Below are 12,411 nucleotides of genomic sequence, written 5' to 3'. Positions count from 1 at the left end.
CGTGCACGTTACCCCTTCAGGGGCACGACACCGGCCGTGCCTGGCGCCGTCGGATCGGCATCGTAAGGACCCCTCGGCCCGCCACGGCGAGCCTTGGCGCTCCACTCCTCGATCGCGACCTCGACGAGCAGCGTTGCCGCGAGTTGCTGTGCCGTCGCTGGCTGATAGTCGACCCCAACGCGGCGCCCGGGAAAGTACCGTTCCGTCATCGCCTCGAAGATCGTCCGCTGGTCAGCTTCGTTCTCGATGACCTTGGCCCGACCGAAGCACACGACGCTGCGGTAGTTCATCGAGTGGTTGAAGGCACTCCGCGAGTAAACCAGTCCATCGACCAGGGTCACCGCGATGCACACCGGTGCACCAGCGGCGAGCAGCTGCAACAAGCGGCCCTCCCGCGCGCCGTGGAGATACAACCGGTCCGGTCGCCGCGGGTCATAGTGGTACGACATCGGAATGACGAACGGTTGCCCGTCCCCGCAGAAGCCGACATGCGCGACCATCCCCGCGGCGAGAATCTCCGCCGCTTCGTCCGGCACCGCGCGCTCCGGATGCCGGTGAATCACGCTCCGTGATTGCTGCTGGGCTTCCATCGCTCCTCCTCGGGGTAACCCGACTGCCGGAGTGTACTCTCGGAGTCTACTGTGGCTCGGTCGCCGGAATCCACTGCTGTGCGGAGTTCGTTCAGGTGCCTCAGCTGCGTAGCCCGCCGGGGACGAACGCTGTCGTTCTTCGGCCCGTGCAGTACCCTCAAAAGTGGTACGCCCGTCGGATGTGTCCACCCGGATGAGCCATGGAACGTCGTTTCCCTCGCACCCGCTTCCGTCGGTATTCGCAGTGGTTCCGAATGTTGCTTGCGAGTGCGCTGATCGGTGCGACGCTTGGGTTCGGCTGTACCGTCACCGAGGCGAGCCCGACGACCTCGTTGCCAGCGGCCAGGATGCGTCTGAGCAGTTCGGCGTTCGTGTCAGGCGGTACCATCCCTGCCGAATACACGTGCGATGGTGCCGATGGATCTCCTCCCCTGAGCTGGTCCGATCCACCGGTCGGAACTACTGCCTTCGTCCTGGTCGTCGAGGATCCCGATGCTCCCGGTGGGATCTTCACCCACTGGCTCCTCTACGACCTCCCCGCGGCAACACGCTCTCTCCCGCCGGCTGTGCCGCCTGACGGAACACTGAACAGCGGAGCGCGACAGGGCCGGAATGACTTCGGAACGCTCGGCTACCGCGGACCGTGTCCACCGCCTGGTCGACCGCACCGGTACGTGTTCCGGCTGTACGCGCTCGATCGTCCGACCGGTCTCCCGCCCGGAGCATGGCGGAACGACGTCCTGCGTGCCCTCGAAGGGCATGTTCTGGCCATCGGTGAACTCGTCGGCACTTACAGTCGCGATCCGCTACGCTAGCATTGCCCCCAGGGGAAAGGAGACGGCATGGCTCCCCGTGGCGCGTTGCAACCGCCGGCTGAAGTCCGGCGTATGTTCGACCGGATCGCCCCGCGCTACGACGTGATGAACCGGCTCATGACGCTCGGCCGCGACGTGACCTGGCGCCGGGCAGCCGCCCGTGCCGCCCTCGCCCACCAGCCAGCAGTCGTGCTCGATGTCGCGACGGGTACCGGGGACCTTGCCTTCGAGCTCGCTGCGCAGGGTGCTGGGCGCGTCGTCGCGCTCGACTTCAGTCGGACGATGCTCCGGCATGCCGCTCGCAAGCGCTCCGCGTCTGGTATCGATCGGGTCACGCTCCTCTGCGGGGACGCGATGCGCCTCCCGTTCCGCGATGCCTCGGTCGATGCCTGTACGATCGGCTTCGGGTTGCGCAATCTCCCTGATTACGAGGCAGCGATCCACGAACTCGCCCGCGTCGTACGCCCCGGCGGGGTACTGGTGATTCTGGAGACGACGCCCTTCCAGGGACCGCTCGCGCCCCTGCTTCGACTCTATTTCGACCGCTTCGTCCCCTGGCTCGGTGGCCTGGTCAGTGGTGACCGGGCGGCGTACAGCTATCTCCCACGCTCGACAGCAGCCTTCCCCACGGCGTGGGAGCTTGCGGCGCTCCTGCGAGCAGCCGGTTTCGCTTCCGTGCAGGTCCGGAAACTCATGGCCGGTACCGTGGCGCTCCATATCGCGGTGCGCGCCGAGAGTAGCCAGCCCGCGAGTGATGCGGTGCGAGCTGCACCGGGGTCGACGGGAGTCGCGTGCCACTGAACGACCCAGCGACTCGGCGTGCGCTGCTAGCACAAGCGGTCGGCGAACTGCACTCCTTCCTGACGGGTCGCACGACCCTCCTCAGGCTGGCTGCAGCATCCCGAGTCGCCTCAGCGCCTCTTCGAGGGTGGCGAGATCCTGCTCCATCGTCGCGAAAGCAGCCAGATACGGCTCCGGCGTCGTCAGATCGACACCGGCGTCGCGCAACAGGTCGAGCGAGTCCTTCGATGATCCTGCGGCCAGGAACCGGAGGTAGCGTTGCCGCGCGTCCTCGTCTCCGCTCAGGACCCTCCGTGCGAGCGCAGTCGCTGCCACCAGGCCGGTCGCGTACTGATAGACGTAAAACGCCCGGTAGAAATGCGGCACGCGACTCCACTCGTGCCGCACCTCGTTGTCCAGTTCCAGGTCCGGCCCATAATAGTCGGCGATCAGGCTGCCGTAGAGGTCGCAGAGACCGTCCGCGCTCAGCCCGGCACCACGCTCGACGGCACGATGCGTCTCCAGTTCGAACTCAGCGAACAGCGTTTGCCGGAACAGAGCGGTGCGGAACGTATCCAGCGCATCGTTGACCAGCGCAGCTCGCTCGCGTGGATCGGTCGCGCGTTGGAGCAAGGAGCGCATGAGCAGCCGCTCGTTGAAGGTAGAGGCGACTTCAGCGACGAAGATCGTGTATTCAGCCGTCGGGTGCGGTTGTTCCCGGGAGCTGAAGTACGAGTGCATCGCATGCCCGACTTCGTGTGCCAGCGTGAAGACCTCGCGCAAAGTTCCGTTCCAGTTCAGCAGAATATACGGGTGCACCCCGTAGACACCGAGACTGTACCCACCGGAGCGCTTCCCGACGGTTTCGTGCACGTCGACCCAGCGGCTCGCCAGACCCTGCCGGAGCGGCTCGACGTAGTCAGGACCGAGTGGCTGCAAGGCGGCGACGACGAGATCGCGCGCTTCCTGGTAGCTGTACGATCGCTCCGGTCGTTCGACCAGTGGAACGTACAGGTCGAACGTGCGCAGGCGCTCCAGCCCGAGTACGCGCTTCCGCAGTGCGAGGTAGCGCTGCAGGAGAGACGCATGCTGCCGAACCAGCTGGATCAGTGTCGTGTAGACCTCGATCGGAATGTTGTCCGGGTGTAGTGCTGCATGGAGTGCCGACTCGTAGCGCCGTGCTCGGGCATAGAAGACATCGCGCTGGTTCGCTGCGCTGAGCAACGCTGCGAGCGTGTGCCGGTGAGCAAGATACGGTGCGTTGAAGACCTCATACGCCTGTTGGCGGACGCGCCGGTCACGACGCTCGAGCAGCACGAGATAGCGACCCTTCGTCAGCTCGACGGTGCTGCCATCGACGTCGGTCACGGTCCCGTAACGAATATCAGCGTTGTCGAGCAAGGTAAAAGCGGTGCTCGGTGCTTGAGCGAGCGGCGTGGTCTCGGCGAGGAGTTCCTCGACTTCGGCTGATCGGATGTGCGGCCGCTCCCGGACCAAGCGCTCGAACAGCCGTCGGAAGGGGACGAGGCCGGGTTCTTCCTCGGGTAGACGGAGGAGCCGGTCGTCGTCGTACGTTGCCAGGAGTTCGGGCGCGATCCAGGCCGATGCTCGTCCCACCAGCGTGCCCAGGTGCACCGCTCGTTCGTAGCGCTCGGCGGCGACCGTATCGCGTGTGTCCTGGTCGCGCGCCAGCAAGGCATACGCGTACAGTTTGCTGACTCGTTGGTCCAGTTCGTCGGCGAGCGTCAGGACCCTGAGGACCTGGCTCGGGCCAGCACCGAGCGTACCGCGCAGCTCTTCGAGTTGCGCGAGGTCACGCAACAAAGCCTCGCGTTCGCGTTCCCAGTCGTCCGGTGTCGCGAACAGGTCGGCCAGGTTCCATGTCTCCTCGACCGGTACCTCATCGCGTGTCCGCTGCTGCACCACCCCTCGACCTCCCTCCCGTGGCTGGCCCGCTTGCGTTCCATCCTACCCGCCAGGATACGTCCGGTGAACGAGGCTGTGCTTTGGGAGCGTTGACGCCGGATGCTAGGATGTGAGCGTCGGTGCGTTCGCTGAATGATGGAGGAGCTGGTACCCGATGGAACTCGATTGGAGCGTGTTGCAGCGCCTGTGCGAGACACCGGGCATTGCCGGTCACGAGACCCGCGTCGCGGAGGTCGTCCGGGCTGCTCTGGAACCTGTTGTCGACGAGCTGCGCGTCGATGCCATGGGAAACCTGATCGGGATCCGTCGTGGCCGGCTCGCCCGGCGTGTCCTCCTCGCCGCGCATATGGACGAGATCGGTTTCCTCGTTCGCCATATCGACGACAACGGCTTCCTGCGGCTGCAGCCGGTCGGTGGATTCGATGCCCGTGTCCTCGTCGCCCAACGCGTCCACGTCTGGACACGCTCCGGCGAGCCGCTCCTCGGCGCGCTCCAGCTCGCGACGAAGCCCATCCACCTGTTGACGACGGAGGAGCGCAAGGCGCCAGCCTTGGAAGACCTCTATGTCGATCTCGGTCTCCCCGCCGAGGAAGTCCGCTCGCGTGTCGAAATCGGCGACATGGTCACGCTGGCTCGCGACTTCGTGCGGTTGGGGCCGACTGTGCTGAGCAAGGCGTTGGATGATCGCGTCGGCGTCTTCGTCATGCTCGAGGCCCTTCGTCATCTCGAGCGACACGAAGCGGAAATCGTGGCTGTGGCGACGGTCCAGGAGGAGGTCGGGCTGCGTGGTGCGCAGACAGCCGGCTTCGGCCTCGAGCCGGATGTGGCGATCGCCCTGGATGTCACCATTGCTGGCGACGTTCCAGGTATCGAGGCGCACGATCGGATCACCCGGCTCGGCGCAGGCGTCGCGATCAAAGTGTTCGATTCGTCGCATATCCCGAGTCGTCCGCTGATCGAGCATGTCCGAGAGATCGCTGCTCGCCACGGCATTCGGTACCAGCTGGAAGTATTGCCGCGTGGCGGAACCGATGCGGGAGCTCTCCAGCGTGCGCGCGCCGGTGTGCCAGCGGTGACGCTTTCCATCCCCACGCGCCACGTCCATACGGTGAACGAGATGGCGCATGTCGAGGATATCGCTGCCGCGGTCGATCTTCTCCGTCGCTATCTGGCTGAAGCGCATGAGCGGACATACCAACCATATAGCTGGTGAGAGTCAGTGCTCCGTTCTCTTCGCATGGGCTGAACGACGATGCGACCATCGGCTCGGTGGCTGGTGCTTCTTTCCCTGACGATCCTCGCGATCGGATCGCCGGTACCGCTCATGGCCCAACCAGCATCGTTGCGGGTGACATCGCTCGTCGTTCGTCCCGCGGCACTGGCTGCTGGTGATGTCGCGACGGTAGAAGTGAGCGTCGTCGATGCATGGGGAAACCCCGTGAGCGGTCTGCGGCTGCAGGCGAGTGTCCAGTCGGCGGGAAACGCGCGTGCTGGCGCTGCGGGCGCGATCGCTGAGGTGCGCACCGCGACCGAAGAAGAAGCTGGACGGTACGTCATCGCGGTACCCTTCAACGAGGCGGGAACCTGGTGGCTCGCTGTGCAAGCCAGTAACGGGGTCGAGGTGTCCCGTGCTGAAACCGAAGTCTTCGTCGCGCCACGCCTGAGTGCCCCGCCGGTGAGCGAGGATGCAGCGCTCCTCCGTGGCAGCTCCTGGATTACGGTGCTTCGGTTCGATCCTGATACAGGAAGTGTCGTGCGCTTCTTCGGTGAGACGGTCGTGCGGGTGGGGGAGCGCTCCTATCTCGTGCGCCGGTCAGCCGTGCCGATCGATACCGTGAGTCGGACGTACGGGGGCCGATGGCAGGTCAGTCTCGCGCTCACCGACGTCCTGACGGGCCAGGAACAGCGGTACGACCTGAAACCGGTCCGTGCTTCGCTCCAGGCTGGCTCGACGACGACCCCTGCTGTGGTCTTCGCCTTCGCCGGCTTCCCGTGGCGACCGTATCTCGCGGTCTACCGCGCCGCTCGACTCGGTGAGAGCTGGCAAGCGGATCTGCTGGTGCTCGACGTTCAGTCGGGGACGATTGTGGCTCAGCGACCGCTACCGGGGGCGATGCGCGGTACGCAAGTCGTACCGCGCCTCGCGGTCACCCGGAGCGACCGTGTGATCGTGCTCGAGCGCGGTCTTTCACTGGATGGTTCCGGTGAAGCTCGGCTGTCCTCCTTCATGGGGCAGCAAGTGGAGCTCGAAGCCGTGCGCCGCTGGTCGTTCGCATCGATCGCGTCAGGCGATGTCGATTGTCTGGCCAATCCGGATCTCGATGGCGGGGTACTCGGAATCGAAGAACTGCGGTGGTATGCCTGGTGCCGCGACAGCACTGGTTCCTGGATCGGACTCTGGGACGTGACGAGCGGCGTGTTGATCGCCAGGTTCGCGGCGGATCCCGCCACCACGCTTGTGCTTCCCTCCACGAACAGCGACGCGCTCTACCTCGTCGATCTCCAGCTACGACGCATCGCTGCGGTCGATGCGGTGACCGGACTGCCGCGGCAACGCGACACGGTACCGGCACCTGCGACCGATCGAACTTGGTGGCGGCAGATTCTCGAGTACCTCGCACCCGCAGCACGAGCCGAGAGCGGCAACGCTCTGCGTGTGGCTCTGTCTCCGGACGGCACACGCCTCTACGTCGTGTATCCGCTGTCCGGAGAACTCGGCGACGGTGTGTGGGTCTACGATACAGCAACGCTCGAACCGGTCGCGCATCTTCTACCAGGATGGCTGCTGCGTGGGGTGGTCGTCACGCATGGCGGCGCGATCGTGGCGATTGCTGAGCGGGCTCGCGGCGATCTCTTGATCGTGCTCCGGAGCGAGGAACCCACTCTCCTCGTGACGCTGCCCGAGCACGTGAGCGAACGGTTGGATTGATGGAAAGGACGGATACGCGTGGCCACGATGACGAAGCGAGAACGCGTCCAGGCGGCGCTCGCAGGCCAGGCTGTCGATCGCCCGCCGGTCTGCTTTTGGCATCACTTCCGTCCGCGCGGTTCCGGACGCCGCCTGGCTGAGTTGACGTACGAGTTCTTCGTCCGCCGTTTCGACCTGGATATCGCGAAGCTGATGCCGGATCTCCGTTATCCATTCCCGCGCCGCTGTGTCACCGACGTGGAGGACTGGTATCTCGTCGATGCCATCGACTTCACGCGGAGTCGCTATGGTGACGAATGGGTGCGAGCGGTTCGCTGGCTCCGCCACCTCGCTGGCCCCGACGTGCCGATCGTCGTGACGGTCTTCAGCCCACTCACGCAGGCGCTCTACTTCGCTGCACAGCCGGAGCTCGTCCTGCAGCACGCGGCGCAGCACCCGGCCGTCGTGCACGGAGCGCTCGCCGTCCTCGCTGAGAACGTTCGCCAGCATCTCGAACGAGTGATCGAGGCTGGCGCCGATGGGATCTTCTTCGCGCTCCAGGGCTGCACGGCGGTCGCGATGTCTCGCGAGCAGTACCGCGAGCTCGGCCGCCCCTACGATCTGCTCGCGCTCCGCGGTGCCGCCGACGGTTGGCTGAACATCGTCCATGTCCACGGTGATCGTGACCTCTTTTTCGACGATGTTCTGGACTATCCTGTCGGCGTGCTGAGCTGGAGCGACCGGCGCGCTGGCCCCTCGCTGCGTGAGGCTCGCCAGCGCACGCAGAAGTGCCTCATGGGTGGCTGGGACGAGTTCGGCCCCTTGGTCCGCGGCCCGCTCGAGGCGATTCGTGCCGAAGCGCTCGATGCGCTCCAGCAGACCGGCGGGCGCGGGCTGATCCTCGCCAACGGGTGCTCGGTACCGGACGACACCGACGAACGCTGGCTCGTCGCTGCGCGCCGGGTCGTTGAGGAACTCGTGGCGCAGGAGTGACGTTCCGTCCAGTTCCACGGTAGCTGAATCGTCGAGCGCCACGGTGGCGGGATGAGTTCACGGATGGACGACGAGTGAACGCTGGGCGACCGTCTCGCCGTTCAACACCACTATCACGCTGTACGGTACCGGTTCCGGCCCCGTCTCAGCTGGCAGCTCGACGGGAAGAGCGATCCAGTTGGATGAGAGCGCCAGACCACGCAGCGGTTGGCGACTGATTTCCACCCCAGCGCGCTGCCAGATGACCTCCAGAACATCGCTGGGCTGGAGGTTGTGGACGAGGATAGCGATGTAGATGCGCGCTGGTGCCTGGACCTCTCGCAGTGCCGCCCCGACCGGAACGCCGGTACCCGGCTCGACTGCCCGCACCAGGCGGACGTCCTCGACGCTCGCCTGGATTTCCGCTGGGCTCGGTGTCGGATTCGCTCCGGCGATTCGGAACGTGCCGCGCGCGATCGACTGCTGGTCAGCGAAGATTTCGACTGTGTAGGTCCCAGCCGGAAGCGGTTCCTCGCGCTCGAGTGTGAAGGTGCGCACGAAGGGGAAACGCAGCTCATCGGCACCGCTTTCGGTCAGAATCTGGCCGTCGATCGTCCAACGACTCCACAGGTCAGCCTGAAGGTCAGGCGGTACATCCACGAGAACAGCGATGACTCGCGTGGTTCCTTCAGGAAAGACATCGAGCGCGTGGACCTGGCTCCCGTCCGCCGGTAGCGCATCGGTGAAGACGAGTGTCGCCTGCTGTCCTCCGGTCGTTCCGCTTCCTCCACCCACTGAGAACACGAGGGAATCGATGAAGCGATCATCGAGATAGAGGCGAACAGCGTATTCTCCCCCGCTCAACGACCCGGCTTGCGGGAAGGTAAGGGCGACCCAGCGGCTGCCACGAATCGCCTCGTCGACCTTCCGTTCGCTCCGACCGATCTCGTTCGTACCGCGAGTCCACACCGCCACGAGTGTCGAGCCCGCTGGAAAATCGCTCACACGCACGACGAGATAGAGCCGTTCGGTGCCGACTGGCACGGAAGCTCGCTCGTCGCGCGGCGCCTCGTCCTCGCCGATTTGAGTCGCCAGGACGAGTTGCCCGATGATCGGTTCGGGGCGAAACCGGATCTCGTTGGTGTCGGGTGTCAGCACGCTCGCTGGCGGCGAGGTCGGGGTAGGCTTCGGGTGGTCGAGAGCAGGCTGCGCCGTGCTGCAGCCGATCGGGAGGGCAACGAGGAGAAGCAGCCGAATGAAGAACGAAAGAGCGTCTTGCACTCTCATGCACCACCAGCCTGTCGCTGCGTGCCGGGGCGCTGGTATGCCCCGAAAGCCGCATGGTACTCGTCGGCTGCATCTTGAGCAGTGAGGTGGACGTAGATCCGTGTCGTCACTGGGGAGGCGTGCCCGAGAATCGCCTGCACGGTCGATTCCCGTACTCGGCGCCGTACCAGTTCGGTTGCGAGGCCATGCCGGAACGAGTGTGGAGTCACTGGAAACTCGACACCCGCTTCTTCGCACAGACGACTCACTAGTGCTTGAACGGTTCGCGGGGCGATCGGTCGGCCGGGCTGACCGGGTCTGTCACGGCCGCTGAAGGCGGGGTACGACCCGCTCCCGCGTCCACTGTCTCCGCGAGCGCGCCAGTACGCGATGAGCGCGTCAGCTGTCTCGCTGTCGAAGTGAACAGTTCGGCTCTTGCCGCCCTTCGCGCGGTAGATACGTGCTGTCCCCGTTTCCAGATCGATGTCTTGCTTGCGGAGTGCGCAGAGTTCCGAGACTCGGACTCCCGTTCGAAAGAGGAAAAGTATCAGTGCGCGAACCTTGAGTCGGCGGAGCTCGCGTGTACGGTCTTCGTGCGGAGGTAAGCGGCGCACGTACTCGACGATTCGCTCCAGCTGATCGGTGCGGACGTCAGGTGGAGGCGGCGTAAACCGCGGCAAGAGCGCAGCCGCGCGTACCTTGAGCTTTTCGGTCGACAGTGTCGGGTGAAGGTCGAACGAGACGAGATAGGCGTAGAACTTCCGAACCGCTGCGAACGTGGTCTGGGCCGTCCGCATACGCGAAACCTGCTCGGGAGTCTTGATGTCCTCCGGGACGAGATCCCGGAGGAAGGCGAGTGCATGATCCTCACGTAGGACTTCCAGTGGAGACTGGGGATCGAGCCCCTGGATGTCGGTGAGATGCTGGAGGAACTTCTTGAGCGCGATGCTGTAGGTGGATCGAGTCCGCGGGGACAAGCGAAGATCGGCGATGAACCGGTCGACTGCCTCTGCGATGGTAGGTTGCACAGTCTCGCCCCCTCCGTTCCGCTCCTGCAGTATAGCGTACGAACGCTGTCTCATTGCGCCCACTGGGGCGCTGCGGTGGACGCAACGACGACAGCGATGGTAAGACTACCGGGGAGAGAGGTAGCTGTCGAGCATGTGTGCCGAGCGGTGACCCGCGTACTGCAGGAGTCTCGATGGTTGGTGTGAAACGTGTCATTACCCACGATGGTTCGCTCTCCCGTTCCCGCGCGGCGATCCTCGAGTTCAGCCTGATGGCATCGCTGTTCGTGCTTTATTATGTCACGCGTGGTGTCGCTGCCGGTCGGGCGTACGACGCCTTTCAGAATGCATTCCTCGTCATGCGCATCGAACAGGCCCTGGGTCTCGCAGCCGAGCGTGCGGTGCAGAATCTCGTACTAGCGTATCCGCTTTTGCTGACGCTCCTGAATGGCGTGTATACCTACACGCATCTCGCGGCCGTACTGCTGTTCGGTATTTGGGCGTTTTTCCGCGTCCCCGATCGATACGGTGAAGTGCGCGCGACGTTTCTCGCTATCCTCGCTGTCGGGTTGACCTGTTATGCCCTGTTCCCGCTGGCACCACCCCGTTTTTTCCCGTGGCGCGGCTTCGTCGATACGCTCGCGATCTCACGCGGTGTCAATTACGATCACCCAGGGATTGCGAGCCTCTACAACCCGTTCGCCGCTATGCCGAGTTTGCATGTCGCGTTCGCTGTGTTCGTCTGTATCGGCCTCCTGCGGCTCTCCAAACAGCGTGTCCTGCACCTCATCGGTATCGTCTATGCAGCGCTGATGACGATTGCGGTCATCGGTACCGGTAACCATTACGTCCTCGATTGCATTGCAGGTACGACACTCGCTATCGTGGCATGGTCACTCGTGCCGCGTCTCTTGCCTCGCCTGACCGAATGGTCGCTGCCACCCGTGCCCGTGCGTGTAGTCGTGCGGCACCGCTGAGCCGTCGACTAACGTGCGGCCTCGCTGGAGAAAAGAGATGCTCTGGACGGTTGAGCGGATGCGTGGTTGCGTCCTTCCGATGGCGGCTCGATCGGCCGTGTTTCGAAGGGTGCTGTCGGGGCTGTAAGAACCCCACCAGAATGCGACTGCGAGAGCGTCGTCGTAATAGCTTGGGCCAGGGAGCGCGCCGGAGAGTTGCGATCCAACAAGGCTACCGTGCGCAAGGTTGGTTGGAGTGAGGTGGCGAAGCGCCCTGGGAGGCAACAGAATACCCGAAGGTTCTTGCGAGCCATGCATGTGGCCAGGAGTTCGAGGCCATCGCCGGCACGCATTGCCGGGTCGAGTACGACAGCGTGAGGACGCCACGTATCGAGCAACCGGTATGCTGCATCGACTGTATCGACGGTTCGTACCGTTGCTCGGAGTTCGAGCGCCGAGACCAGGGTCAACCGAAACTGACGATCGTCGTCGATCACGAGAATGCGCCAGGTGTCTCCCACGGTTCACTCCGCTCCGACCCTCGGTCGTTCCATCGTGACACTTCGGCACGACCGCGCTGGCACCGCGAGTGCCTTTCGTCCCAGTTCTAGTGCGAGTTCCTGCCCAGGAGAGGGTAGCCTGGGGGACTAGCCGTTAGCTAAGATATGGGGCCCGAATCAGGAGACGGACGTCGTCCTGGGACCAGTTTGCACGGGGGTTCCCACTACTATGGGCAGCCACCTGACGGCCAAGGGAACGAGGGCAACCGGTAGGACGGGTGGTGATCGGGGGGCTGGTGACCCGAACCGGAAAGGAACACCGGGAGCGGAGGCTCCCGGTGGAGGGAGTAACCGTGCGATTGGAAGACCCCTCAGCCCGCGATCGTGTAACCAGCCTCCTCAATTCCGCTCCTGATGCGTTCGTCGGGTACGGTCTCCTCGCTGACGACACGGACGGTCTTGCTCGTGAGGTCGACCTCGATATCCTGAATCCCCTCGATCTTGCGAAGCTCCTCGGTAATGGCCCGTATGCAGTGCTGGCAGCTGACATCTGGCACTCGGTACACCCGCGTTACCATCGTCACCCTCCCACTTTCGAGTCCAGAACGGTCATACCCCATAGGGGTATCTCGATGGAAGGATACGTCCGCATCGGGCAAGCGTCAACCCTCTCCGTGCCGACGGGAGCTTT

The 12,411-nt window shown here is 64.4% G+C and carries 12 protein-coding genes; 6 read left to right on the top strand and 6 right to left on the bottom strand.

Features of this window, described 5'->3' with window-relative positions; all coding sequences use genetic code 11:
* Positions 1–8: 8 nt before the first annotated feature.
* Positions 9–590 (bottom strand): pyridoxamine 5'-phosphate oxidase family protein, encoded by a 582-nt coding sequence (locus OO015_RS10490; RefSeq protein ID WP_265941212.1) that lies wholly within the window; start codon positions 588–590, stop codon positions 9–11.
* A 371-nt stretch (positions 591–961) separates the two neighbouring features.
* On the opposite strand from OO015_RS10490, the gene OO015_RS10485 reads away from it, so the two are divergent.
* A complete protein-coding gene (locus OO015_RS10485) occupies positions 962–1,405 on the top strand; it encodes a YbhB/YbcL family Raf kinase inhibitor-like protein (protein WP_265941211.1) in 444 nt (147 codons plus the stop codon).
* A gap of 27 nt (positions 1,406–1,432) precedes the next feature.
* Positions 1,433–2,206, top strand: a complete 774-nt coding sequence (ubiE, locus tag OO015_RS10480) for a bifunctional demethylmenaquinone methyltransferase/2-methoxy-6-polyprenyl-1,4-benzoquinol methylase UbiE (RefSeq protein ID WP_265941210.1) — start codon at positions 1,433–1,435, stop codon at positions 2,204–2,206.
* Positions 2,207–2,287: 81 nt separating this feature from the next.
* Here the strand turns inward: ubiE and pepF are convergent, their stop codons facing one another.
* The gene (gene pepF / locus OO015_RS10475; RefSeq protein ID WP_265941209.1) at positions 2,288–4,111 is read right to left on the bottom strand and encodes an oligoendopeptidase F; all 1,824 of its coding nucleotides are present in this window, start codon (positions 4,109–4,111) and stop codon (positions 2,288–2,290) included.
* A gap of 154 nt (positions 4,112–4,265) precedes the next feature.
* Between pepF and OO015_RS10470 the strand changes: the two genes are divergently transcribed.
* The 3 genes from OO015_RS10470 to OO015_RS10460 are packed head-to-tail and all read left to right on the top strand — an operon-like array spanning position 4,266 to position 8,012.
* The gene (locus OO015_RS10470) at positions 4,266–5,324 is read left to right on the top strand and encodes a M42 family metallopeptidase (RefSeq protein ID WP_265941208.1); all 1,059 of its coding nucleotides are present in this window, start codon (positions 4,266–4,268) and stop codon (positions 5,322–5,324) included.
* A gap of 39 nt (positions 5,325–5,363) precedes the next feature.
* Positions 5,364–7,040, top strand: coding sequence for a hypothetical protein (locus tag OO015_RS10465; protein WP_265941207.1), 1,677 nt, complete (start codon positions 5,364–5,366; stop codon positions 7,038–7,040).
* A 27-nt stretch (positions 7,041–7,067) separates the two neighbouring features.
* Positions 7,068–8,012, top strand: a complete 945-nt coding sequence (locus tag OO015_RS10460) for a uroporphyrinogen decarboxylase family protein (protein WP_265942072.1) — start codon at positions 7,068–7,070, stop codon at positions 8,010–8,012.
* A 57-nt stretch (positions 8,013–8,069) separates the two neighbouring features.
* Here OO015_RS10460 and OO015_RS10455 read toward each other — a convergent pair whose 3' ends face one another.
* A complete protein-coding gene (locus OO015_RS10455) occupies positions 8,070–9,272 on the bottom strand; it encodes a hypothetical protein (RefSeq protein ID WP_265941206.1) in 1,203 nt (400 codons plus the stop codon).
* Positions 9,273–9,274: 2 nt separating this feature from the next.
* The gene (locus OO015_RS10450; protein WP_265941205.1) at positions 9,275–10,285 is read right to left on the bottom strand and encodes a tyrosine-type recombinase/integrase; all 1,011 of its coding nucleotides are present in this window, start codon (positions 10,283–10,285) and stop codon (positions 9,275–9,277) included.
* A gap of 173 nt (positions 10,286–10,458) precedes the next feature.
* Here OO015_RS10450 and OO015_RS10445 point away from each other — a divergent pair, with 173 nt between their 5' ends.
* Positions 10,459–11,241, top strand: coding sequence for a phosphatase PAP2 family protein (locus OO015_RS10445; protein ID WP_265941204.1), 783 nt, complete (start codon positions 10,459–10,461; stop codon positions 11,239–11,241).
* Between the two features lie 8 nt (positions 11,242–11,249).
* Here the strand turns inward: OO015_RS10445 and OO015_RS14240 are convergent, their stop codons facing one another.
* Both OO015_RS14240 and OO015_RS10440 read right to left on the bottom strand, forming a co-directional pair.
* A complete protein-coding gene (locus tag OO015_RS14240; protein ID WP_416236604.1) occupies positions 11,250–11,717 on the bottom strand; it encodes a hypothetical protein in 468 nt (155 codons plus the stop codon).
* A 374-nt stretch (positions 11,718–12,091) separates the two neighbouring features.
* A complete protein-coding gene (locus OO015_RS10440) occupies positions 12,092–12,298 on the bottom strand; it encodes a heavy-metal-associated domain-containing protein (RefSeq protein WP_265941203.1) in 207 nt (68 codons plus the stop codon).
* Between the last annotated feature and the right edge of the window lie 113 nt (positions 12,299–12,411).

This window comes from Thermomicrobium sp. 4228-Ro (genome assembly GCF_026241205.1).
In the GTDB taxonomy this organism is placed as follows: Bacteria; Chloroflexota; Chloroflexia; order Thermomicrobiales; family Thermomicrobiaceae; genus Thermomicrobium.
Note: the sequence above shows the minus strand (reverse complement) of the source record. Positions and strands in the feature narration are given on the sequence as shown.

Coding starts and splice junctions, on each gene's coding strand:
- OO015_RS10490 (WP_265941212.1), bottom strand. CDS start 590: ATGGAAGCCCAGCAGCAATCACGGAGCGTGATTCACCGGCATCCGGAG.
- ubiE (WP_265941210.1), top strand. CDS start 1,433: ATGGCTCCCCGTGGCGCGTTGCAACCGCCGGCTGAAGTCCGGCGTATG.
- OO015_RS10470 (WP_265941208.1), top strand. CDS start 4,266: ATGGAACTCGATTGGAGCGTGTTGCAGCGCCTGTGCGAGACACCGGGC.
- OO015_RS10465 (WP_265941207.1), top strand. CDS start 5,364: ATGCGACCATCGGCTCGGTGGCTGGTGCTTCTTTCCCTGACGATCCTC.
- OO015_RS10460 (WP_265942072.1), top strand. CDS start 7,068: ATGACGAAGCGAGAACGCGTCCAGGCGGCGCTCGCAGGCCAGGCTGTC.
- OO015_RS10445 (WP_265941204.1), top strand. CDS start 10,459: ATGGTTGGTGTGAAACGTGTCATTACCCACGATGGTTCGCTCTCCCGT.
- OO015_RS10440 (WP_265941203.1), bottom strand. CDS start 12,298: ATGGTAACGCGGGTGTACCGAGTGCCAGATGTCAGCTGCCAGCACTGC.